The following is a 19670-nucleotide window of genomic DNA, read 5'->3' as shown; positions in this document are numbered from 1 at the left end:
GCGATGCCGCCCGTTCTCTCTCCCACCCCCGAAACCCTGCTGACCAAGGCCTGGTCGGACTATGCGCTGCTGGACTCCGGCCATGGGCGGAAGCTTGAACGCTACGGCCGGTTCTCGGTGGTGCGGCCCGAGCCCCAGTGCTGGTGGGCCCCGCGCGACCCCGGCGCCTTCGACCGCGCCGACGCCGTGTTTGATCCCCAGGACGAGGAGGACGCCGGCCGGTGGCGCTTTTCCGGCAAGCCGATCGAGACCTTCCCCCTGTCCTGGCGTGATGTGAGGTTCACCGGCCGGTTCACGCCGTTCCGGCATCTGGCCTTCTTCCCGGAGCAGGCGGCGAACTGGGAATGGCTGGATGGACGGATCGCCCGGCTGAAACGTCCGAAGGTGCTGAACCTTTTCGGCTACACCGGCGTGGCCAGCCTGGCGGCGGCGGCGGCGGGCGCGGAGGTCACCCACGTCGACGCCTCCAAGAAGTCGGTCAACTATGCGCGCGAAAACGCCGAGCAGTCGGGCCTGGCCGACCATCCGATCCGCTGGATCGTCGACGACGCGCGGAAATATGTCGCCCGCGAAGTGCGGCGGGGGTCCAAGTATCAGGGGATCATCCTCGACCCGCCCAAATACGGACGCGGGCCGACCGGCGAGGTGTGGCGGCTGTTCGAGGACATGCCTGCGCTGCTGAAGGATTGCGTCGCCCTGCTGGCCGATGACGCCGACTTCCTGCTGCTCAACGCCTATGCGGCGCGCATCTCGGGCCTGTCGCTGGCCCACCTGATGGCCGAGGCGACGGCCGATCGCGGCGGCCGCATCGACTGGGGCGAACTGGCCCTCAGCGAGGACGGGCCGGACGGGCGGGCCATCGGCCTGAGCTTCTTCGCGCGGTGGTCGCGGTGAGCGTGCGCGAGATCACCTCCCTGACCAACGAGACGGTCAAGGCCGTGCGCGCCTTGCACATGCGCAAGGAGCGCGAGGCGACCGGCCGTTTCCTGGCCGAGGGGCTGAAGTTCATCGGCGAGGCCCTCGATCAGGGCCGCGTCCCGAAGACCCTCCTGGTCGGCCAGGACGCCCGGCCGCATCCGCTGCTGGACCGGGCCAGGGCGGAAACGACCCGGGCTGGCGGCGAGGTCATTGTGGTCACCCACGCCATCCTCGAAAAGATCAGCCGCCGCGACAATCCGCAGACCGTGCTGGCGGTGTTTGAGCAGAAATACACGCCGCTGGACGACCTGACGCCCGACAGCGCGCCGTGCTGGGTGGCGCTGGAGCAGGTGCGCGACCCCGGCAACCTGGGCACCATCATCCGCACGGCCGACGCGGCCGGATGCGGCGGGGTGATCCTGATCGGCGACTGCGTCGATCCCTTCTCGGTGGAGGCGGTGCGCGCGACCATGGGCTCGGTCTTCGCCGTGGCGATCAGCAAGGCCACGCCCGAACAATTCCTGGCCTGGCGGGCGAAATGGCCCGGCAGCGTGATCGGCACCCGGCTGGACGCCACCGCCGACTATCGCGGGGCCGAGGTGCGGCGTCCGTCGCTGGTGCTGATGGGCAACGAACAGGCCGGCCTGACCGACGTCCTCGCGGCCGCCTGCGACGTCAACGTCAAGATTCCGATGCGGGGCCGCGCTGACAGCCTGAACCTGGCCATCGCCACAGGGATCATGGTCTATGCGATGACGGACGGGGTCTAGCGTCGCCGCCGTTGGGTCAGACGCCCTTGCCGGCCGAGGGCGCGCCGAGAGGCTGGTCCCTCAACCCTCGAACCTGAACGCCTCCGTCCGCTCCGAGGCCGCGCCGCCCGAGACGACCTCGCCGCCGCCCAGGGCATAGACGACGTCGTCGATCGTCACCGCGGCCAGGCCGTGGCGCGGGGTGGTCATCGGCGCGCTCTCGGTCCAGGCGTCGCGGGCCGGGTCATAGATCCAGGTTTCGGCGAAGACCCCGCCCCCGCCGCCCTCGCTGCGCGGCGCGAACCATTCACCGCCGAAAGCGACCAGCCTGCCGCGCGCCGCCGCCAGAGCCAGGCCGCCGCCGACCTGCTTGCCCGTGCGCGGCGAGACCGGGATCGGCGCCAGGGTGTCCCAACGGTCGGCGACCGGGTCATAGCGATCCAGCCGGCCGGTCCCTCCGCCCGTCACCGTCCGCCCGCCCGCGATCCACAGGGCGCCGTCCAGCACGGCCCCTGCCGCGCTGTTACGGGCCATGGGACAGGGACGGCCCGTGGTCCATTTCAGGTCGGCCGGATCGAAGATCAGGTGAGTGTCCACATCGCCCTGGTCGTTCCACTGACCGTTGGCCTCGCCCTTGGGCGACCGGCCGGTGGCCAGATGGATCAGGCCGTCGTGGTGCAGGCCCACGGTCTCGCACAGCGGCGACGGCATCCGTCCAACCTCGTGCCAGCGGCCCTGGTCGATGACCCAGACCTGGGTCATGGCCGTCCATTCGCCCCCATCACGCCGGTCATAGCCGCCAAAGCCCCAGATGCGGTCGCCCGGACCGTCGACCAGCATCAGATGATGACGCGGCTCCGGCAGGCGCGGTCCGCCGGTCCATTCGTCCCGGCGCGCGTCATAGACGAAGCAGTCGTCATTGATGAACAGCCCGCCCGGCCGCCCGACCAGCCCACCGGCGGTGTAGATCAGCGGCCCCTGGCGCGCGGCGTAGATTTCCTGGGCCACGGCCGGCATGGGCGCGCGCGCGGTCCATGCTCCGCCCGCGCGGGCCCGTGCGGCTCCGGCGACGATGGTCAGGGGCGTTGCGGCGGTCGCCGCCAGCATCATGCGTCGGGTCAGGGAGGTCATGGCCCGCAGGCTGCCTCAGCTGACGCGGAGGAACAACACCCGCGCCGCGCCGTAGTCGCGGGCGTCCAGTCGTTCATAGCCGGGCGTGTCGATGTCCGGCTCGTCCGAACCACGTTCGAACACGACGATGGCACCGGGCGCCAGCCAGCCGCCTTCCAGAAGCCGGACCAGGGTCTGCTCGCCCAGGCCCTGACGATAGGGCGGATCCAGGAAGACCAGGGTGAAGGCCTCGCCCGCTGAACCGGGTCGTTGGCCCAGGTCCGTGGCGCTGCGGCGATGCACGCGGCAGCGCCCGAACAGCCCGAAGGCGTCCATGTTTTCGCGAATGGCGCCGCGCGCGCCGTCATCGGTCTCGACGAACAGGCAGAAGGCGGCGCCCCGACTCAGGGCCTCCAAGCCCAGGGCGCCGGACCCGGCGTACAAATCCAGGACGCGGGCCTCATGCAGCCCCTCGGCCCAGGGCGCGTGCTCCAGCACATTGAAGATCGCCTGACGCGCCCGGTCGCTGGTCGGACGCGTGCCCTGCCCTTCCGGCGCCGTGATGGCCCGGCCTTTCAGGCTGCCCGCGACGATCCGCATGGTCAGCGGCGGCCGCGCGGCGCGCCGCGACCCCCAGATCCGGGACCTCGGGATCCGGATCCGGCGGGGCCGGGACCGGCGGGCCGGGGGCCTTTGCCGCCCGGACGTCCCGCCGCCGGTCGTCCGCCGCCAGGGCTCTTGCGGTCGCCGAACGGACGGTCGCCGCGCCGGGCGTCACCCTTCTTCGCGTCGCGGGCCCAGGTTTCGGACTTGGCGCCGATCAGCTTGTCCTCGATGGACCGGGGGCTGCGACGCGGACGATCTGCGGCCGCGCCCTCCCCGTCCGGCCGGGCGCGTGGCTTGAACTCGCGCTTGGGGTGTTCGAACTTCGGCTTGGCCTTGGCCCAGCCGGTCTTCTTCTCCGGCCGGTTGGCGGCCTCTTCGATGGCGGCGTCGGCGGCGCGGACACGGCTCGGCTTGCGCGATGGATCACTCATCGCCGAGCCCGAGCGGCCGCGCACGACCGGCGCGTTGCGGCGGCCCGGAATGGGCGCCGGCGTCGCGACCGTATTCCCTTGCGGCAGGTTCTCCGGCCGGATGTGCTCGGCCAGCAGTTCGCGGATGACGCGCGGCCCCACCTCCTCGACGGCGCCGCTCGGCAGTTCGCCCAGCTGGAACGGGCCATAGGCCAGGCGGATCAGCCGGTTGACGGTCAGACCGACCGATTCCAGCACCTTGCGGACCTCGCGGTTCTTGCCCTCGGTGATCCGGACGCTGAGCCACAGATTGGCCGAACTGGCCTCCGCGGCCTCCTTGGCCTTTTCGATCGTCGCCTCGACCGGGCCATAGCGAACGCCGTCGACGGTGACCCCGTCCTTCAGCGTGTCCAGCTGGGCCTGGGTGATGCGACCCCGCGCACGGGCGCGATACTGACGCACCAGGGCGGTGTCCGGCAGCTCCAGCGCCCGGCTGAGCTCGCCGTCGTTGGTCAGCAGCAGCAGGCCTTCGGTGTTGATGTCCAGCCGTCCGACCGAAATCACGCGCGGTAGGCCGTTCGGCAGATTGTCGAACACCGTCGGCCGACCGGCGGGGTCATTGTGCGACGTCAGCAGGCCGACCGGCTTGTTGTAGCGCCAGACCCGCGTGGCCTGGGCCGCGGCGATGGGCTTGCCGTCCACCGTGATCTTGTCGTCCCGCGTGACCAGGGTGGCGGGGGTGTCCAGGATTCGGCCGTTGACCGCCACCTTGCCCAAGCCGATCAGCCGCTCCACCTCGCGACGCGAGGCGATGCCGGCGCGGGCCATGGCCTTGGCGATGCGTTCGGTGCGCTTGGGCTCGGGCGGAGCCTTGGGGGCCTTGGCGCCGGCCTTGGGATCGGCGGAATAGCGCTTTCCACGGATCTCGCCCTCGGGACGCGAACCGCGTGAGGCAGGTTTACGGGCGCCGGCGTCTTGACGCGGGCGGGGCTTCTTGTCGTTGTCGTCTGTATGGCGGACCATGATGAGCGGTTCATGCGCATGGCCTTGGCCCTGGCGCAAGCGGCGGCGAACGAAGGCGAGGTTCCGGTCGGGGCCATCGTCGTCGATGAATCGACGGGCGAAGTCGTCTCAGAGGGCTTCAATCGGCCCGTGGCCACCCATGATCCGACCGCCCACGCCGAGATCGCGGCCCTGCGCCGGGCGGCGGAAACCCGCGAGAATTATCGCCTGACGGGGCTCACACTCTATGTGACGTTGGAGCCCTGCGCCATGTGCGCGGGAGCGATCAGCCACGCCCGCATCGGCCGGGTGGTGTGGGGCGCCGACGATCCCAAGGGCGGCGCCCTGATCCATGGCCCCAGGTTGTTCGACCAGCCGACGATCCACTGGCGGCCCGCGATCCAGGGCGGCGTGCTGTCGGACGACTCGTCGGAACTGCTGCGCGGCTTCTTCCGGGCGCGCCGCAAGCGAGCGACGACGGAACAGGGTTAGGCCCGCGGCGTTATTGGCCCGGAACACGGCCACGCTTGGCCGAACGACCCTGGGGGAGACGGCCGGTGCATCAGAGAGTTCTGCTCATAGCGGCCCTGGCGGCCGGCTCGCCTCTGGGCGCCTGCGGTTCCGGAGACGCGCCGACCGACAGCGAGGCGGTGAAGCAGCGTGCGATCGAGGCCCAGACCGCCCGAAAACGCACAGGCGCCGAACTTCAGGACCGCGCCCTGAACCGGGTGATCCGCACCATGTATGTCTGTCAGAACGGCGAGAACCTGACGGTCGACTTCGACAATCCGCGCGAGATGGCGACGGTGCGGACCTCCGGCGGGCTGGCGGTGGATCTCTATCAGGAGCGCGCGGCCGACGGCATCTGGTACCGGGCCTCGGCCCACGACCTGCGCGGCAGGGGCGCCCTGGCCACCTGGACGGTCGAGGATCGCGACCCGACCGAATGCCGGGCGGTGGACTGATCGACCTGCGAGTTCGACCGGGTGTTCAGGGGGCAGGCCTCAAGTTCGGCCAAGCCGGTTATTGGTGCGGCTAGAGGGACTCGAACCCCCACGGTTGCCCGGCGGCACCTAAAGCCGCTGCGTCTACCAATTTCGCCATAGCCGCGAACGATCCCGTCTATAGCTGGCGAGGAGAAAACGGCAAGGAAATCGTCAGTTAGGTGGGGGCGCCGCCCCACCGGCTCTAACCGACGGGGACACAGGTCGGAACCGACCGACCCGACGCGCGCGAAGGCAGAAGCCGAACGGGTTCTGCCGGTGGCGTCCAGGCGACCAAAGGGGCGCAGCCATCGCACTCCGGTGTCGCAGGCGAACGCCCAGGCACCGCCATAGAAAACTTGAAAAACTCGAATAATTCGAGTAATCTTGGTGCTGAGAGGTAGCTATGACTCACACGATCTCGTCCGCCGACTTCCTGAAATCCTACGGCCGCATCGCCGAGACCGCGATGCGCGAGCCAGTGTCCATCACCAGCCATGGGCGCGAGCGCCTGGTGCTCCTGTCCGCCGAGGAATATCACCGCCTCAAACAGAACGACCGCGCCGCCCTCTACCCGTGGGAAATGGACGACGGGGCGTTGAGCGCCCTGGCCGAGGCCATGCCGCCCGCCGAGGCCGCCGAGCACGATCACGAACTGCGCTGATTTCGCGTGTTGCTGCCCGATCCGGTCCCCGGTCTCGTCATCTCCTACGCCTATCTTTGGCGTGACGAAGCCCTGCGCGGACAGGAGGAAGGCCGCAAGGACCGCCCCTGCGTCGTCGTGCTGGCTGTCGAAGAGGCCAATGGCCGCAAAGTCGTGACGGTGGCGCCCGTCACCCATACGCCGCCGGCGCATCCGCAAAGCGCCATCGAAATCCCCGCCGCCACCAAACAACGTCTGGGCCTCGACGGCGAACGATCCTGGGTCGTCGCCGCCGACCTCAATCGCTTCGTATGGCCCGGCGTCGATCTTCGCCCGGTGCGCCAGGGCGCGAAGACCTACGCCTACGGGCTGTTGCCCGCCGCCTTCTACATACAACTGCGCGACCGGATCGTCGCGCTCGCCAAAGCGGGCCGATCCGACATCACCCGTCGCACCGAGTAGGCGCGCCGTTAGGGCGCGCCCCGGCTCAAGCCGATTACGGCGGCGGCCGCCAGCACCAGTTGCGCCACCGCCGTCAGCATCAATGCGAATTCCGTCCAGGTCATAGGAACCTCCTCTTTGAACCTCCGCGCGGGATTGCGCGTCGGCGGGGTGTCTTTCGCCAGCCGCTGAAGTCGCCTCGCGCCGCCCCTGCGGGACGATCTGCACAACAGCATCGCGCGAGAGCTGCCTTGCCCCCCGTCCTTGGCCCTTCCCCCGAGAGACCTACGACGGATACAGCGCCGCCAAGACGCCCGGTAAAGCCTCAGGCAGGTCCTCGGCGATCAGGCCGGGACCGAAGGTGCGAGCGGCCTCGGCGTGCATCCATGCAGCAGCGCAGGCGGCGTCGAAACTGTCCATGCGCTGCGCCACCAGTCCGCCGATCAGGCCCGCCAGCACATCGCCCGATCCCGCCGTGGCCAGCCAGGGCGTCCCGTTCGGATTGACCGCGACCCGGCCGTCGGGCGCGGCGATCACGGTTTGGGGCCCTTTGAGGAGGACGACCGCGTCAGCTTCTTCAGAAGCGCGACGCGCGGCGGCGTCGCGGCCCTGCGCGAGCAGTCCGGGAAACAGGCGTTCGAACTCACCCTCGTGCGGGGTCAGGATGTCGTCGCGATCCAGATGGTCGAACAGTTCCCGCGGCCGGCCCCTGAACACGGTCAGTGCGTCCGCATCCACAATCAGAACGGCGCCGGTTCGCCCCAGGGCTGCGAGATTGTAGGTGGTCATCTCCGTCAGTCCGGCGGCGGGACCGATCACCACGGCGTCGAACGGTTCAGCCAGCCGACCCAGTCCTTCGGGACTGGAGAACTCCGACACCATGATCGCCTCGACCGCGCCGGCGACGATGGGCGCGGCTTCCGTGGGGGCGAAAATGCGGACCAGCCCCGCGCCGGCGCGCAACCCGGCCCGCGCGGCCAGTCGCGCCGCACCCGTGCTCAAAGGACCGCCGGACACCACGCCGAGGCGGCCCCGGCTGTGCTTGTGGACCCCGTCGTCCGGCCAGGGCAGGCGCGAAACCCAATCCGCCTGGGGCGCTGGTCCGACTTTCGTCCGTGTGCTCACCGATCAAACCCCATTTCAGCGTCGGGAATATAAGGCGCGCCCCTTGCCATATGTTGCAATGCGGTGTCCTCTCGCTTCCCGAGCGTCTGGCGCACATCCGCGCCGCGTCTCGGGGTCGCCCATGAAGAAGATCGAAGCCGTCATCAAGCCGTTCAAGCTGGACGACGTCAAAGAAGCCCTGCAGGACATCGGCGTGCAGGGCATGACGGTGCTGGAGGCCAAGGGATATGGCCGCCAGAAGGGCCATTCCGAGCTGTATCGCGGCGCTGAATACGTCATCGACTTCCTGCCCAAGATCAAGATCGAGGTGGTCGTGTCCGACGACCTCTATCCAGCGGTCGTCGAGGCCATCCAGAACGCCGCCCGCACGGGCAAGATCGGCGACGGCAAGATTTTCGTCTCCGACGTCCACGACGTTATCCGCATCCGCACCGGCGAAACCGGAGCCCAGGCGGTATGACCGATGATGCGGCCTCTCCGTCAGGTGAGGCCGTTTCTGTTCCTCCCCACCCTCCAACAAGAAAAAAGGGAAAACGAGAATGAGCGCCGTCTCAAAGATCCTCTCGGAGATAAAGGACAAGGACGTGCAGTACGTCGATGTCCGCTTCACCGACACGCGCGGCAAGCTGCAGCATGTGACCTTCGACATCGACCTGGTCGATGAGGAGTTCCTGACCGAAGGCACGATGTTCGACGGCTCGTCGATCGCCGGCTGGAAGGCCATCAACGAGTCCGACATGCTGCTGAAGCCGGACCTGGATCACTGGTACATCGATCCCTTCTACCAGCAGACCACCCTGTTCCTGTTCTGCGACGTCCTGAACCCCGACACCGGCGAGCCCTACAATCGCGACAGCCGCTCGATGGCCAAGAAGGCCCTGGCCTATGTGGCGTCGTCCGGCGTGGGCGACACGGTCTATTTCGGTCCGGAAGCCGAGTTCTTCATCTTCGACGACGTGCGCTGGACGACCCAGCCGCACAACACCGGCTATTCCTACGACTCGACCGAACTGCCGGCCAACACGGGCTCGGAATACACCGAGGGCAACCTGGGTCACCGTCCGGGACCCAAGGGCGGCTATTTCCCGGTCAATCCGGTGGATTCCGGCCAGGACCTGCGTGGCGAGATGCTGGCGGTCATGCGCGATCTGGGCCTGAAGCCTGAAAAGCATCACCACGAGGTGGCCCCGGCGCAGCACGAACTGGGCCTGAAGTTCGCCGAGCTGGTGACCATGGCCGACCGGCTGCAGCTCTACAAATACGTGATCCACAATGTGGCCCACGCCTATGGCAAGACGGCCACCTTCATGGCCAAGCCGATGTTCGCCGACAACGGCTCGGGCATGCATGTGCACCAGTCGATCTGGAAGGACGGCAAGCCCGTCTTCGCCGGCGACAAGTACGCCGGCCTGTCGCAGGAATGCCTGTGGTACATCGGCGGCATCATCAAGCACGCCAAGGCCATCAACGCCTTCTCCAACTCGACGACCAACTCCTACAAGCGGCTGGTCCCCGGCTACGAAGCGCCGGTCAAGCTGGCCTATTCGGCCCGCAACCGATCGGCCTCGATCCGTATTCCGTGGGTGTCGTCGCCGAAGGCCAAGCGTATCGAGGCCCGCTTCCCCGATCCGATGGGCAACCCCTACCTGACCTTCGTCGCCCTGCTGATGGCGGGTCTGGATGGGATCGAAAACCGCATCGACCCCGGCGCGGCGGCCGACAAGAATCTCTACGATCTGCCGCCGGAAGAGCGCGGCTCGATCCCCGAGGTCTGCGGCTCGCTGCGTGAGGCGCTCGAGAACCTCGACAAGGACCGCGCCTTCCTCAAGAAGGGCGGCGTCATGGATGACGACTTCATCGACAGCTTCATCGAGCTGAAGATGGAAGAGGTGATGCGTCTGCAGCTGCATCCGCACCCGGTCGAGTTCGACATGTACTACAGCTGCTGATCGACCGATCCGGCAGTGAAATGGAAAGCGCCGGGTGGCTCCCCACCCGGCGCCTTTTCAGTTGAGCGTCATTGACGACAACGCGTGGACGATCAGTAGCCCCGATGCGAGCGATGAGGCGAGCTGAAGGCGCGATCGATCGCCGTGTTCCGGGCCGCCATCCGACCGGGGCTTCGCACCAGGGCGACGCGCGTGGTCTCAGCGCCGACACAGGCGAAATCGCGTCGAGGGTCCCCCGTTTGGGCGCCCGTCGGCGTCAGCTCGCCGCGCACGGCTGTGCACCGCTCCGTCAGATCAGCCACCGAAAGGGGCCGGGTTCCGGTGGTTCCGCAGGCCGCAAGCGTCACGCCTGCGCCGGCGATGAGAATCAAACCCGAGACGCGCATAGTCATGACCTCCACATGAAACGATCCGCGACCGTAGCATAAGAACACCGATCGGCGATGCGAAGTTCACCGATCATGCCTGCTGACTGCGCTGCGCGCGAACACGGGGGTGAGCATCAGGAAGCCACGACGGCTTCACGCCGCCGATTCCGCCGCCTCGTCCGCCGTCTTCCGGCGCATTTCGATCAGGCGCACGCACCAGATCGACACCTCGTAGAGCAGGCACATGGGGATGGCGAGCATCAGCTGGCTGATCGGATCCGGCGGCGTGACCACGGCGGCCACGGCCACCACGGCGACGATCGCGTAGCGACGCCCCTTGGCCATCAGTTCAGATGAGATGATCCCCGCCAGGCCCAGCAGGGTCATGATCACGGGCAACTGGAAGCACAGGCCGAACGCCAGGATCAGCGCCGTGGCCAGGTTCATGTAGTCCGACACCGTGGCGAGCAGATTGGCGGACACCCCGTCCTGATTGATGCTCTGACCCAGCGAGAACAGCATCACGAACGGCAGCATCACATAGTAGACAAGGGCCGCGCCGAGCAGGAACAGCAGGGGCGCGGCCAGCAGGAACGGCAGGAAGGCCCCGCGCTCGTTCCGATAAAGGCCCGGCGCGACGAAGCGGTACAGCTGAAACGCGATCACCGGAAAGGCCAGGACGACCGCTCCGAGACCGGCCAGCTTCATCTTCACGAACAGGATCTCCAGCGGCGCCGTATAGATCAGGTTCACGGCCTCGCCGTCGCCCGGCAGCGGTCGGAGATGCAGCATCGACAGGACCAGGTCGATCGGGTTGACGTGCGTTCCTCCGGCGGCGGCGTGATAGGCGGCCGCCGCCTGGAACGGCCTCACCAGAAAGACGTAAAGCGGCCCCGCGAAGGCGAAGCACAGGATGAAGGCCGCGATGAAGGCCAGGACGCAGATCAGCAGCCGTTTCCGCAGCTCGATCAGGTGGTCCATCAACGGGGCGCGCGACGCCTCGATCTCGGCTTCGGGATCATAGGCGCTCATAGGTCGGCGGCCTTGGCGCGGCTGACCCGGGGCCTGGCCGGTTTGGCCTTCGGCGTCGCTGTCTTGGGTCGAGCGGCCTTGGAGGCCGCTGTCGTGGAGGCGTTGGAGGCCGCCTTTGTCGCGACCTTGGACTTGGCCTTCGCCGCGCGCCGCGTCTTGGGAGCCGAACTGACCTCGGCCGGTTTCGGCGCCTGGGTATCGACCACCGCGCCGGTGTCCACCGGCCACTCGCTGGGCGAAGGCGTCATCGCGGGCTCAACCGTCGGCTCGGCGGTCGGCGCCGTCGCGTCGAACAGAGGCTTGTCGAACTCCGCCTTGATGTCCTTGAAGGCGGCGTCGGCGTCCGCCCCCAGCTTGACCGGCGAGCCGCTGCGAAGCGCCTCGACCTCTCGCCTCAGGTCATCCAGTTCCGACTGACGCGCCATGTCGTCGAAACTGGCGCGGAATTCGTTGGCCATGCCCCGGGCCTTCGCGACCCACTTGCCCATTTCGCGCAGCATGCCGGGCAGACGCTCCGGCCCCACGACCAGCAGCGCCACGACGCCGAGCACCAGCCACTCGCCGCCCCCGATTCCGGGACCCAGGCCACCCATATTCTAACGTCTCGCCCGAGGCTCTTCCGGAACGCGGATCAGTTCTTCAGCTCGTCCTTTTCCGCCTCGGTGCGCGGAAGGGACGAGACGCCGGCGGCCGGGCCGTCCTTTTTGTCGTCGTCCTTCAGGCCCTCACGGAAGGCCTTGATGCCCTTGGCGGCGTCGCCCATCAGGCCCGACAGCTTGCCGCGACCGCCGAACAGCAGCAGGGCCACGACGGCGAGAATAGCCCAGTGCCAGATGCTCATGGCGCCCATGACGAAAGTCTCCTGGTTCGAGGCGAACGCCGCCCCGCACAAATCCTAGCCGTCATATAGGCGGTGTCATGGCGCTGGGCCAAGCGTTTCGGCGTCACAGGTCCGTGGTGTTGTCACGAATCCAAATGGTCAGTCGTTCGATATCGATCCGGCCTGCCGCCACGTCCAGCATGGTTTGGATGGCGTCCACCTTGTCCGCCCTCAACGGCAGACCGTTCAGCGCCAAAAACAGGATTAGCGCCTGATAGGCAGCGCGCTTGTTGCCGTCGATGAAGGGATGGTTTGAGGCCACCGCGACGGCATAGGTCGCCGCCAGTGCCGCGATTTCATCCGCGCCTTCGTAGTGAAACCGATTCAACGGCCGTTGGAGAGCCGAATCGAGAAGCCCTTCGTCTCGGATACCCGGAGGGCCCCCATGCAGGGCCAGACTGCGATCATGCAGGGCTATGATCGCCGCCTTTTCGAGCCAGATCGGCTCGCGCCTGTTCATTTGGCCAGGGCGCGAAAGACGTCCCGATGCTCATCCATCAGCTTTTCGCCCAAGGCGATCTGCTGCTGAACGCTATCGTCATACGGCGAAACCCGCATCGATCCGTCCGGTGCACGAGTCAGATAAAGGGTTGAGCCCTTCTCTACACCCAACTCCACGAGCGCCTCTTTAGGCAGCACGACGCCGACGGAATTCCCGACTTTAGTGACTTTCAGCGCGATCATGGGTGACCTCCCGTTCGCCCATCTGTATAACACAAGTTATAACGAAAGACGATCGCCTCTTGACCCAAGTCATCATCCACACCGACGGCGCCTGCAAGGGCAACCCCGGCCCCGGCGGCTGGGGCGCGATCCTGCAGTCGGGCGGGAAGACCAAGGAGATGCACGGCGGCGAGGCGATGACGACCAACAACCGCATGGAGCTGACCGCCGCCATCATGGCGCTGGAGGCGCTGAAACGCCCCTGCCAGGTCGAGCTGCATACCGACAGCCGCTACGTCATGGACGGGATCAGCAAGTGGATCCACGGCTGGAAGGCGCGCGGCTGGCGCACGGCCGACAACAAGCCGGTCAAGAACGATGACCTGTGGAAACGCCTCGACGCCGCCCGCGCCCGGCACAAGGTCGACTGGCGCTGGGTCAAGGGCCATGCCGGACATGAACTGAACGAACGCGCCGACCAGTTGGCCAATCTGGGCGTGACCGAAACCCGCGCTCGCTAGACGGCGAAGCCGCTCAGCACGCTCTTCCACCAGCCGCGCCACCGCTCGACCGCGTCCGGGCTGTCCAGTTTCTCGTGATTGACGGCGATCGCGATCTTGCCGGGCGCCTTCTCCGAGAACATGACCGTCACCCGACCGCCGTCGGTCAGAGCGGCGCGCCAGTACCGCCATCGCGGTGTCGCGGAATGGCTCGGCGGCGCCTCCAGAAGGACGCCGTCGAAGTCACTGTCGCCGTCGTGGGCGGCGCGCCAGGCCTCCAACAGCCCGTCCATGTCGCCCGCCCGCGTCGCCGTCGCGCTGACGGCGAAATCGCCCGTGCACCTCTGGCCCGGCGCTCGCCGACCGATGGCCTGTTCGAAACGAACCGTAAGATGCTGGCTCCACCAGCCCGGGACCCCGTGCACCTCATGCAGGCGGCGCGCGATGGCGGTGTGATCCAGATCGGACGCGCCATCGTTGTGGAGAAACGACTCCCACGACGACCAGTCACGGCCGGTCGCCCGGACCAGGGCCTCGTCATCCACACCCTGCGCGCGCGTCCCCATGGCTCAGGCCGACCGCACCTTCAGCTGCGAGCCCGCCGCGCTTTCGACGATGACGCTGTCGCCGGCCACTGGCGAGGCTCCGTCGATCTCGGCCGACCATTCGGCGCCGGAGACGAAAACTCGACCGCGACCGCCGACAAAATCCTCCGTCACCCTGGCCTTCTGACCGACCAGACGCAGGTCGCGGTCGTTGATGTCGGGCGCATCCGACGGATTGACCTGCTTCACCAGCCGGCGCGACGTCGCCGTCGCAGCGATGGTCAGAACGGCGAACAGGCCCGCCTCCCCCCAGAACCCGAGCTTCAGCCCGATGGCGCCGAGGACGGCGACGACCCCGGCGGCGACGGCGGGCCACAGCAGCCATTCGGTCGACAGGGCCGCCTCGATCGCCAGCAGGGCCACGCCCAGCGCCAGCCAGAACCAGAACGGCTGAGCGACATAGAGATCGATCACATTCTGCATGGTCAGGACCTCCGTTCAGGGTCAGCTGGTCGGCGGAACCGAACCGCCGCCGCGCGGCGCGGTGCGGGACGGCGGGGCCGGGGCGCGGCTCGGCGTCACGGCGCGGCCTTCCTGCTGGTTCCGGGCCAGGCCCACCAGTTCGCCGATGCCTGCGATCGAGCCGACCAGGGCCCCCATTTCGGACGGCACGATGACCGTCTTCTGTTGCGGGCTGCGGGCCAGTTCGGCGAAGGCCTCCACGTATTTCTGGGCCACGAAATAGTTGATGGCGTTGACGTCGCCGCGCGCGATGGCCTCCGACACCATGGCCGTCGCCTTGGCCTCGGCCTCGGCCTCGCGTTCGCGCGCCTCGGCGTCGCGATAAGCGGCCTCGCGGCGGCCCTCGGCTTCCAGGATGGCGGCCTGTTTGGCGCCCTCTGCGCGGGTGATGGCGGCCTGCTTCTCGCCGTCCGCCTCGGTGACGACGGCGCGGCGCTCGCGCTCCGCCTTCATCTGCCGGGCCATGGCGTTGGTGATGTCGGACGGCGGCGTCAGATCCTTGATCTCGATCCGGTTGGCCTTGACGCCCCAGGGCTCGGTCGCCGCGTCGATGACGTGCAGCAGGCGGGTGTTGATGGCGTCGCGCTGGGACAGCACCTCGTCCAGCTCCATCGAGCCGACCACCGTCCGCAGGTTGGTCATGCACAGCTGGCTGATGGCGTAGTTCAGATCATCGACACGATAGGCGGCGGCCGCCGCGTCCATCACCTGGATGAAGACGATGCCGTCGACCTTCACCACGGCGTTGTCCTTGGTGATGACCTCCTGCGTCGGGACGTCGAGCACCTGCTCCATCATGTTCATGCGGCGACCGACCCGCTCGACGAACGGCGTCAGCACGCTGATGCCGGGCTTCAGCGTCTTGGTGTATTTTCCGAACCGTTCGACCGTGAACTCGCGCCCCTGCGGCACGATCTTGACCACGCTGAACAGGAAGATGATCGCAAAGACGATCAGAACCCCGACGAACCACACCATGAACGCGCCTCCTCTTTGCCGTGGAGCTTAGGGCACCGTCGTCGGCCGCGCCACGAAAACCGGACGCCTGCGGCCTCACGGTTCCTGATCGAGCATCTTCCGGGCGCGCAACAGGATGCGCCGCGTCTCTTCCCAGGCGACCAGGTCAAGCGCCCGGTCCAGCGGCACGAACACCGCCTCGACCGCATCGTCGCCGGGATGGGGCTCGCCGGACGTCCACTGCGCCAGATAGTCGATCAGCACATAGTGACGGCCAAGCTCGGGAAAGACGCCGTCCACGACGTCTATGACGCCGAGCAGACGCGCCTGGACCCCGGTTTCCTCGTGAAGTTCGCGCTGGGCCGCCGTCGCCGCCCGCTCGCCCGGCTCGATCCGGCCGCCGGGAAGGCTCCACTCGCCCTGTCGCGGCGGCGTCCCCCGCCGGATCAGCAGGACATCGTCCTCGCGAAAACACACCACGCCGACGGCGGGAACAGGCGAGTTCATGGGCGGCACGGTCATCAGAGCCGATAAGACGGCAAAAACCGTGCGCGAGCCATCGCTTTCGGCTTTCGCTGCGCCGAGGCCTTTGCGACAAGGCCGTCATGGACGCTCCCACCGCCCTTCCCCCTGTCGATCCCGCCGTGATCGCCGAACTGAAATCCGTCCTCGGCCCAGACGAATGGTCCGAGGACGCTTTCGAGATCGCGCCGCACCTGACGGAATGGCGCGGGCGCTGGACCGGCGACACGCCCATCCTGCTGACCCCGCGCACGGTCGAAGCGGTCGCCGCCGTCGTTCGCATCTGCGCCGCCCACGGCGTGGCGATCACGCCCCAGGGCGGCAACACCGGCCTGGTCGGCGGGCAGATTCCCTATGGCGAGGTTCTGCTCTCGACGAAGAAACTGCGCCGAGTGCGCGAGGTCACGCCTCTGGACGACGCCATGACGCTGGAGGCCGGCGTCACCCTGCTGGAGGCGCAACAGGCGGCCGAGGCGGCCGGTCGCCGCTTTCCGCTCAGTCTGGCCGCCGAGGGCACGGCGACGATCGGCGGCAATATCTCGACGAACGCGGGCGGCACGCAGGTTCTGCGCTATGGCATGATGCGCGATCTGGTGCTCGGCATCGAGGCGGTGCTGCCCAATGGAGAGGTATTTCACGGCCTGAAACGGCTGCGGAAAGACAACACCGGTTATGATCTGAAGCAGTTGTTCATCGGCGCCGAGGGCACGCTGGGCATCGTCACGGCGGCGACGCTGAAGCTGTTCCCCCGCGTGCGCTCCCGCGCCGTGGCCATGGTCGGGGTGGACGGGCCCGCCGCCTCCATCGAGCTTCTGGCCCGCGCCAAGGTCGAGACCGCAGGGGCCGTCGAGGCGTTCGAACTGATGAAACGCCTGGGCATGACCTGGGTGCTGAAGCACATCCCAGACACGCGCGAGCCGCTGGAAAGCACCCCGCCCTGGTATGTTCTGATCGAACTGGCCGACGGCGCGGAGGGCGGCGCCGAGGCGGCGATGGAGCGCCTGCTTGAAAGCGCCTTCGAGGACGGGCTGATCTCCGACGCCGCCGTGGCGCAGAACGACGCCCAGCGCGCCGAATTCTGGCGGCTGCGGGAAGAGCATTCAGCCGCGCTCAAGCCGGAAGGCGGCGGCTGGAAGCACGATGTTTCCGTTCCGATCAGCCGTATCCCCGACTTCATCGAAGAGGCCGACGCGGCGGTTCAGGCTTTCCACCCCGGCGCACGGATCTCGGTCTTCGGCCACATCGGCGACGGCAACCTGCACTACGACGTCCTGCCGTCCGAGACCGAGGACCGCGCCGACTTCATCGGCCGGTGGAAGGAAGGGTCGGCCGTCGTCCACGGCGTGGTCGGCCGCTACGACGGCTCGATTTCGGCGGAACATGGCCTCGGCCGGCTCAAGACCGACGAGGCGCGCGACCATAAATCGCCGGAACAGATCGCCCTCATGGCCGCCGTCCGCCGGGCCATGGATCCGCAACGCATCATGAACCCCCGCGTCCTGTTCTGAGGAAGCCCGCCATGCGTCGACACGTCCTCCTTGCGGCCCTCATGCTGTCGATCGCTGCGCCCGCTGCGGCGCGGACGGACGTAGCGGCCGCTCATGTTCCGGTCGAGGCCGCGCGTTTCGACGAAGCCGCGGAGCGCGCGGCGATCCTGGCCGTGGTCGCGGACATGCAGGCGGCGTGGAACCGGGGCGACTACCGCGGCTATATGCAGGGCTTCAAGAACCCCGACGTGGTCTTTGTTTCGGGCGGGCGAATCAAGGACGGCTGGCAGGGCGCGCTGGACGAATACATCCGCAACTACGGTCCGACGCCCGAGAGCCGCGGGGACCTGACCTTCTCGGACATGACCATTGAATTTCTCGCGCCCGACGCGGCGCAACTGATCGGCCGCTACCGCCTGATCCGGCCGGAGAATGCGATGGAAGGGATCAACACCCGGCTTTTCCGCAAGGTCGATGGGCGCTGGGTCATCGCCCTGAACCATGTCTCGGCGCGGCCGATCGAGACGCCCTAAGATCCCTGCGCGGTTCAAATCGTCGCCGAAGCGGCCTATGCAGCGGCGCATCAAGGAGCCGCCATGCTGATCGTCATTTCCCCAGCCAAGCGGCTGGACTTCACCGAGCCCGACGCGGCCATCCCCGCCACTCAGCCTCGCTTCGCCGACGAAACGGCCAGCCTGATCAAGACGGCCCGACGCCAGACCCGGGCCGATCTGCGCCGCCTGATGGGCATTTCCGAGGATCTGGCGAAGCTGAATCAGGCCCGCTTTCGCGACTTCGACGAGGCCGCGACCGATCAGGGCGTCCAGGCCGTCATGGCCTTCGCCGGCGACGTCTATCAGGGGCTGGAAGCGCGGCGGTTCGGTTCTGCCGAGCTGGACTGGGCCCAGGATCACCTGCGCATCCTGTCGGGCCTCTACGGCCTGCTGCGCCCGCTGGACCGGATCCAGCCTTACCGCCTGGAGATGGGAACCCGGTTGCGGACCCGGCGCGGGGCCAGTCTCTATGACTTCTGGGACGATCGCATCTCGAAGCAGCTGAACGCCGACGCCGAGGGACACCCTCACAAGGTTCTCATCAACCTGGCCAGCCAGGAATATTTCGGGGCCGTGGACGCCAAGGCCCTGACCCTGCCGGTCATCACGCCTCAGTTCCGCGAAGAGAAGGACGGCGAAAGCCGCATCATTTCCTTTTTCGCCAAGAAGGCGCGCGGGACCATGGCGCGCTACGCCATCGAGAACCGGATCGAAGACCCGCAGGATCTCAAGGACTTTGACCACGACGGCTATCGGTTCGTCGCCTCGGCCTCGTCAGATACGGAGTGGATATTCACCCGATCGGGAAATTCCTGATCGCCTTCGCGCCTGCAACAGAATAAGCTACGGCCCAAATCAGAAACTACCCTCCGGAAACGACCTGTCATGCCCGCCTATCGCAGCCCCGAAGATCTCAGCGGCCAGGTCGTCGTCATCACCGGTTCGACCTCGGGCATCGGTTTGGCCCTGGCCACAGCGGTGGCGGCGCGCGGCGGCGACGTGGTGCTGAACGGACTGGGCGATGCGGCGGAGATCGAAAAGACCCGCGCGGCGCTGGAAGCCGAACATGGGGTGCGCGTCCGCTACCATGCCGCCAACATGCTGAACGGGGCCGAGATCGCCGACATGGTGGCCTACGCCGAGGCAGAGCTGGGTCGGCTGGACGTTCTGGTGAACAACGCCGGCATCCAGCATGTCGAGGCCATCGAGAACTTTCCCATCGAGAAATGGGACCAGATCATCGCCATCAACCTGTCGTCGGCCTTCCACGCCATTCGCGCGGCCGTGCCGTTGATGAAGGCGCAGGGGCGCGGGCGGATCATCAACATCGCCTCGGCCCACGGTCTGGTTGCCAGCCCGTTCAAATCCGCCTATGTCGCCGCCAAACACGGGGTCATCGGCCTGACCAAGACGGTCGCCCTGGAACTGGCGCGCGACAACATCACCTGCAACGCCATCTGCCCCGGCTTCGTCCACACGCCGATCGTGGACAAGCAGATCGAGGACCAGGCCCGGGTCAACAACATGCCGCGCGAACAGGTGATGCAGGACATCATCCTGGCCAAGCAGCCGTCGAAGGAATTCATCACGGTCGAGCAACTGGTCGGCGCCTTCCTCTATCTGGCGTCGGACGCGGGCGCCGGCACCAACGGCGCGGCCCTGACCGTGGACGGCGGCTGGACCGCGCAATAGGGATCACGTCGG

The 19670-nt window shown here is 67.5% G+C and carries 27 protein-coding genes and 1 tRNA gene; 13 read left to right on the top strand and 15 right to left on the bottom strand.

Annotated elements, in window-relative coordinates; genetic code table 11:
* Positions 1 to 3 precede the first annotated feature (3 nt).
* Both ACO2Q1_RS11365 and ACO2Q1_RS11360 read left to right on the top strand, forming a co-directional pair.
* On the top strand, positions 4 to 894 hold the full coding sequence (locus ACO2Q1_RS11365; protein ID WP_423329579.1) for a class I SAM-dependent methyltransferase: 891 nt from the start codon (positions 4 to 6) through the stop codon (positions 892 to 894).
* Positions 895 to 896: 2 nt separating this feature from the next.
* Complete coding sequence (locus ACO2Q1_RS11360; RefSeq protein WP_423329630.1) at positions 897 to 1688, top strand: TrmH family RNA methyltransferase; 792 nt, start codon at positions 897 to 899, stop codon at positions 1686 to 1688.
* A gap of 60 nt (positions 1689 to 1748) precedes the next feature.
* Here ACO2Q1_RS11360 and ACO2Q1_RS11355 read toward each other — a convergent pair whose 3' ends face one another.
* Genes ACO2Q1_RS11355 through ACO2Q1_RS11345 form a run of 3 tightly spaced genes read right to left on the bottom strand, consistent with a single transcriptional unit; the run spans position 1749 to position 4816 of the window.
* Positions 1749 to 2798 (bottom strand): Kelch repeat-containing protein, encoded by a 1050-nt coding sequence (locus ACO2Q1_RS11355; RefSeq protein ID WP_423329578.1) that lies wholly within the window; start codon positions 2796 to 2798, stop codon positions 1749 to 1751.
* Positions 2799 to 2813: 15 nt separating this feature from the next.
* On the bottom strand, positions 2814 to 3377 hold the full coding sequence (gene rsmD, locus ACO2Q1_RS11350) for a 16S rRNA (guanine(966)-N(2))-methyltransferase RsmD (protein WP_423329577.1): 564 nt from the start codon (positions 3375 to 3377) through the stop codon (positions 2814 to 2816).
* A gap of 2 nt (positions 3378 to 3379) precedes the next feature.
* On the bottom strand, positions 3380 to 4816 hold the full coding sequence (locus ACO2Q1_RS11345) for a pseudouridine synthase (RefSeq protein WP_423329576.1): 1437 nt from the start codon (positions 4814 to 4816) through the stop codon (positions 3380 to 3382).
* Positions 4817 to 4828: 12 nt separating this feature from the next.
* On the opposite strand from ACO2Q1_RS11345, the gene tadA reads away from it, so the two are divergent.
* The gene (gene tadA / locus ACO2Q1_RS11340; protein WP_423329575.1) at positions 4829 to 5287 is read left to right on the top strand and encodes a tRNA adenosine(34) deaminase TadA; all 459 of its coding nucleotides are present in this window, start codon (positions 4829 to 4831) and stop codon (positions 5285 to 5287) included.
* A 65-nt stretch (positions 5288 to 5352) separates the two neighbouring features.
* Positions 5353 to 5760, top strand: coding sequence for an MliC family protein (locus ACO2Q1_RS11335; protein WP_423329574.1), 408 nt, complete (start codon positions 5353 to 5355; stop codon positions 5758 to 5760).
* 62 nt (positions 5761 to 5822) lie between these two features.
* Here the strand turns inward: ACO2Q1_RS11335 and ACO2Q1_RS11330 are convergent.
* Positions 5823 to 5905: transfer RNA gene (locus tag ACO2Q1_RS11330), tRNA-Leu, on the bottom strand.
* 279 nt (positions 5906 to 6184) lie between these two features.
* Between ACO2Q1_RS11330 and ACO2Q1_RS11325 the strand changes: the two genes are divergently transcribed.
* Entirely contained in the window at positions 6185 to 6442 is a 258-nt protein-coding gene (locus ACO2Q1_RS11325; RefSeq protein ID WP_423329573.1) for a type II toxin-antitoxin system prevent-host-death family antitoxin, read from the top strand.
* A gap of 6 nt (positions 6443 to 6448) precedes the next feature.
* Positions 6449 to 6883 carry a type II toxin-antitoxin system PemK/MazF family toxin gene (locus ACO2Q1_RS11320; protein WP_423329572.1) on the top strand — a complete coding sequence of 145 codons (435 nt, stop codon included), beginning with the start codon at positions 6449 to 6451 and terminating at the stop codon, positions 6881 to 6883.
* 264 nt (positions 6884 to 7147) lie between these two features.
* On the opposite strand, the gene ACO2Q1_RS11315 is transcribed toward ACO2Q1_RS11320, so the two are convergent.
* Entirely contained in the window at positions 7148 to 7987 is an 840-nt protein-coding gene (locus ACO2Q1_RS11315) for an NAD(P)H-hydrate dehydratase (protein ID WP_423329571.1), read from the bottom strand.
* Positions 7988 to 8108: 121 nt separating this feature from the next.
* Here ACO2Q1_RS11315 and ACO2Q1_RS11310 point away from each other — a divergent pair, with 121 nt between their 5' ends.
* Both ACO2Q1_RS11310 and glnA read left to right on the top strand, forming a co-directional pair.
* Complete coding sequence (locus tag ACO2Q1_RS11310; protein ID WP_423329570.1) at positions 8109 to 8447, top strand: P-II family nitrogen regulator; 339 nt, start codon at positions 8109 to 8111, stop codon at positions 8445 to 8447.
* A 79-nt stretch (positions 8448 to 8526) separates the two neighbouring features.
* On the top strand, positions 8527 to 9936 hold the full coding sequence (glnA, locus tag ACO2Q1_RS11305) for a type I glutamate--ammonia ligase (protein WP_423329569.1): 1410 nt from the start codon (positions 8527 to 8529) through the stop codon (positions 9934 to 9936).
* A 92-nt stretch (positions 9937 to 10028) separates the two neighbouring features.
* Here the strand turns inward: glnA and ACO2Q1_RS11300 are convergent, their stop codons facing one another.
* The 6 genes from ACO2Q1_RS11300 to ACO2Q1_RS11275 form a co-directional block, all read right to left on the bottom strand.
* On the bottom strand, positions 10029 to 10328 hold the full coding sequence (locus ACO2Q1_RS11300) for a hypothetical protein (RefSeq protein ID WP_423329568.1): 300 nt from the start codon (positions 10326 to 10328) through the stop codon (positions 10029 to 10031).
* 129 nt (positions 10329 to 10457) lie between these two features.
* Positions 10458 to 11336, bottom strand: coding sequence for a twin-arginine translocase subunit TatC (gene tatC / locus ACO2Q1_RS11295; protein ID WP_423329567.1), 879 nt, complete (start codon positions 11334 to 11336; stop codon positions 10458 to 10460).
* Positions 11333 to 11929 (bottom strand): Sec-independent protein translocase protein TatB, encoded by a 597-nt coding sequence (gene tatB, locus ACO2Q1_RS11290; RefSeq protein WP_423329566.1) that lies wholly within the window; start codon positions 11927 to 11929, stop codon positions 11333 to 11335. Before tatB ends, tatC begins: the two co-directional genes overlap by 4 nt.
* A gap of 38 nt (positions 11930 to 11967) precedes the next feature.
* Positions 11968 to 12186 (bottom strand): twin-arginine translocase TatA/TatE family subunit, encoded by a 219-nt coding sequence (locus ACO2Q1_RS11285; protein ID WP_423329565.1) that lies wholly within the window; start codon positions 12184 to 12186, stop codon positions 11968 to 11970.
* A gap of 94 nt (positions 12187 to 12280) precedes the next feature.
* Positions 12281 to 12676, bottom strand: a complete 396-nt coding sequence (locus ACO2Q1_RS11280) for a type II toxin-antitoxin system death-on-curing family toxin (RefSeq protein WP_423329564.1) — start codon at positions 12674 to 12676, stop codon at positions 12281 to 12283.
* The gene (locus ACO2Q1_RS11275; RefSeq protein ID WP_423329563.1) at positions 12673 to 12900 is read right to left on the bottom strand and encodes an AbrB/MazE/SpoVT family DNA-binding domain-containing protein; all 228 of its coding nucleotides are present in this window, start codon (positions 12898 to 12900) and stop codon (positions 12673 to 12675) included. The genes ACO2Q1_RS11280 and ACO2Q1_RS11275 overlap by 4 nt, the downstream gene beginning before the upstream one ends.
* Before the next feature lie 59 nt (positions 12901 to 12959).
* Between ACO2Q1_RS11275 and rnhA the strand changes: the two genes are divergently transcribed.
* The gene (gene rnhA, locus ACO2Q1_RS11270; protein WP_423329562.1) at positions 12960 to 13400 is read left to right on the top strand and encodes a ribonuclease HI; all 441 of its coding nucleotides are present in this window, start codon (positions 12960 to 12962) and stop codon (positions 13398 to 13400) included.
* Here the strand turns inward: rnhA and ACO2Q1_RS11265 are convergent.
* From ACO2Q1_RS11265 to ACO2Q1_RS11250, 4 genes are all read right to left on the bottom strand, one after another.
* Entirely contained in the window at positions 13397 to 13945 is a 549-nt protein-coding gene (locus ACO2Q1_RS11265) for a hypothetical protein (RefSeq protein WP_423329561.1), read from the bottom strand. The two genes, rnhA and ACO2Q1_RS11265, sit on opposite strands and share 4 nt — an antisense overlap.
* 3 nt (positions 13946 to 13948) lie before the next feature.
* Entirely contained in the window at positions 13949 to 14407 is a 459-nt protein-coding gene (locus ACO2Q1_RS11260; RefSeq protein ID WP_423329560.1) for an NfeD family protein, read from the bottom strand.
* Positions 14408 to 14428: 21 nt separating this feature from the next.
* Complete coding sequence (locus tag ACO2Q1_RS11255; RefSeq protein ID WP_423329559.1) at positions 14429 to 15424, bottom strand: SPFH domain-containing protein; 996 nt, start codon at positions 15422 to 15424, stop codon at positions 14429 to 14431.
* A 75-nt stretch (positions 15425 to 15499) separates the two neighbouring features.
* Positions 15500 to 15910 (bottom strand): NUDIX hydrolase, encoded by a 411-nt coding sequence (locus ACO2Q1_RS11250; protein ID WP_423329558.1) that lies wholly within the window; start codon positions 15908 to 15910, stop codon positions 15500 to 15502.
* A gap of 98 nt (positions 15911 to 16008) precedes the next feature.
* On the opposite strand from ACO2Q1_RS11250, the gene ACO2Q1_RS11245 reads away from it, so the two are divergent.
* The 4 genes from ACO2Q1_RS11245 to ACO2Q1_RS11230 all read left to right on the top strand — a co-directional run bounded on the left by ACO2Q1_RS11245 (position 16009) and on the right by ACO2Q1_RS11230 (position 19658).
* The gene (locus ACO2Q1_RS11245; protein ID WP_423329557.1) at positions 16009 to 17433 is read left to right on the top strand and encodes an FAD-binding oxidoreductase; all 1425 of its coding nucleotides are present in this window, start codon (positions 16009 to 16011) and stop codon (positions 17431 to 17433) included.
* A gap of 11 nt (positions 17434 to 17444) precedes the next feature.
* Positions 17445 to 17945, top strand: a complete 501-nt coding sequence (locus tag ACO2Q1_RS11240; protein ID WP_423329556.1) for a YybH family protein — start codon at positions 17445 to 17447, stop codon at positions 17943 to 17945.
* A gap of 63 nt (positions 17946 to 18008) precedes the next feature.
* Positions 18009 to 18782, top strand: a complete 774-nt coding sequence (gene yaaA / locus ACO2Q1_RS11235; protein WP_423329555.1) for a peroxide stress protein YaaA — start codon at positions 18009 to 18011, stop codon at positions 18780 to 18782.
* 69 nt (positions 18783 to 18851) lie between these two features.
* Positions 18852 to 19658, top strand: a complete 807-nt coding sequence (locus ACO2Q1_RS11230; RefSeq protein ID WP_423329554.1) for a 3-hydroxybutyrate dehydrogenase — start codon at positions 18852 to 18854, stop codon at positions 19656 to 19658.
* Positions 19659 to 19670: the final 12 nt, after the last annotated feature.

It is taken from the genome of Brevundimonas sp. VNH65, assembly GCF_049445955.1.
Lineage (GTDB): Bacteria > Pseudomonadota > Alphaproteobacteria > Caulobacterales > Caulobacteraceae > Brevundimonas.
The sequence above is the reverse complement of the archived record's forward strand: the minus strand, read 5'-3'. Positions and strand labels throughout refer to the sequence as shown.

What these genes read in the sequence shown, in the direction of transcription:
- ACO2Q1_RS11310 (WP_423329570.1), top strand. Translation starts at nt 8,109, where the DNA reads ATGAAGAAGATCGAAGCCGTCATCAAGCCGTTCAAGCTGGACGACGTC.
- ACO2Q1_RS11280 (WP_423329564.1), bottom strand. Translation starts at nt 12,676, where the DNA reads ATGAACAGGCGCGAGCCGATCTGGCTCGAAAAGGCGGCGATCATAGCC.
- ACO2Q1_RS11365 (WP_423329579.1), top strand. Translation starts at nt 4, where the DNA reads ATGCCGCCCGTTCTCTCTCCCACCCCCGAAACCCTGCTGACCAAGGCC.
- ACO2Q1_RS11260 (WP_423329560.1), bottom strand. Translation starts at nt 14,407, where the DNA reads ATGCAGAATGTGATCGATCTCTATGTCGCTCAGCCGTTCTGGTTCTGG.
- glnA (WP_423329569.1), top strand. Translation starts at nt 8,527, where the DNA reads ATGAGCGCCGTCTCAAAGATCCTCTCGGAGATAAAGGACAAGGACGTG.
- rsmD (WP_423329577.1), bottom strand. Translation starts at nt 3,377, where the DNA reads ATGCGGATCGTCGCGGGCAGCCTGAAAGGCCGGGCCATCACGGCGCCG.
- ACO2Q1_RS11255 (WP_423329559.1), bottom strand. Translation starts at nt 15,424, where the DNA reads ATGGTGTGGTTCGTCGGGGTTCTGATCGTCTTTGCGATCATCTTCCTG.
- ACO2Q1_RS11250 (WP_423329558.1), bottom strand. Translation starts at nt 15,910, where the DNA reads ATGAACTCGCCTGTTCCCGCCGTCGGCGTGGTGTGTTTTCGCGAGGAC.
- ACO2Q1_RS11355 (WP_423329578.1), bottom strand. Translation starts at nt 2,798, where the DNA reads ATGACCTCCCTGACCCGACGCATGATGCTGGCGGCGACCGCCGCAACG.
- tatC (WP_423329567.1), bottom strand. Translation starts at nt 11,336, where the DNA reads ATGAGCGCCTATGATCCCGAAGCCGAGATCGAGGCGTCGCGCGCCCCG.
- ACO2Q1_RS11325 (WP_423329573.1), top strand. Translation starts at nt 6,185, where the DNA reads ATGACTCACACGATCTCGTCCGCCGACTTCCTGAAATCCTACGGCCGC.
- tatB (WP_423329566.1), bottom strand. Translation starts at nt 11,929, where the DNA reads ATGGGTGGCCTGGGTCCCGGAATCGGGGGCGGCGAGTGGCTGGTGCTC.
- ACO2Q1_RS11230 (WP_423329554.1), top strand. Translation starts at nt 18,852, where the DNA reads ATGCCCGCCTATCGCAGCCCCGAAGATCTCAGCGGCCAGGTCGTCGTC.
- ACO2Q1_RS11240 (WP_423329556.1), top strand. Translation starts at nt 17,445, where the DNA reads ATGCGTCGACACGTCCTCCTTGCGGCCCTCATGCTGTCGATCGCTGCG.
- ACO2Q1_RS11285 (WP_423329565.1), bottom strand. Translation starts at nt 12,186, where the DNA reads ATGGGCGCCATGAGCATCTGGCACTGGGCTATTCTCGCCGTCGTGGCC.
- yaaA (WP_423329555.1), top strand. Translation starts at nt 18,009, where the DNA reads ATGCTGATCGTCATTTCCCCAGCCAAGCGGCTGGACTTCACCGAGCCC.
- ACO2Q1_RS11245 (WP_423329557.1), top strand. Translation starts at nt 16,009, where the DNA reads ATGGACGCTCCCACCGCCCTTCCCCCTGTCGATCCCGCCGTGATCGCC.
- ACO2Q1_RS11265 (WP_423329561.1), bottom strand. Translation starts at nt 13,945, where the DNA reads ATGGGGACGCGCGCGCAGGGTGTGGATGACGAGGCCCTGGTCCGGGCG.
- ACO2Q1_RS11275 (WP_423329563.1), bottom strand. Translation starts at nt 12,900, where the DNA reads ATGATCGCGCTGAAAGTCACTAAAGTCGGGAATTCCGTCGGCGTCGTG.
- ACO2Q1_RS11345 (WP_423329576.1), bottom strand. Translation starts at nt 4,816, where the DNA reads ATGGTCCGCCATACAGACGACAACGACAAGAAGCCCCGCCCGCGTCAA.
- tadA (WP_423329575.1), top strand. Translation starts at nt 4,829, where the DNA reads ATGCGCATGGCCTTGGCCCTGGCGCAAGCGGCGGCGAACGAAGGCGAG.
- ACO2Q1_RS11300 (WP_423329568.1), bottom strand. Translation starts at nt 10,328, where the DNA reads ATGACTATGCGCGTCTCGGGTTTGATTCTCATCGCCGGCGCAGGCGTG.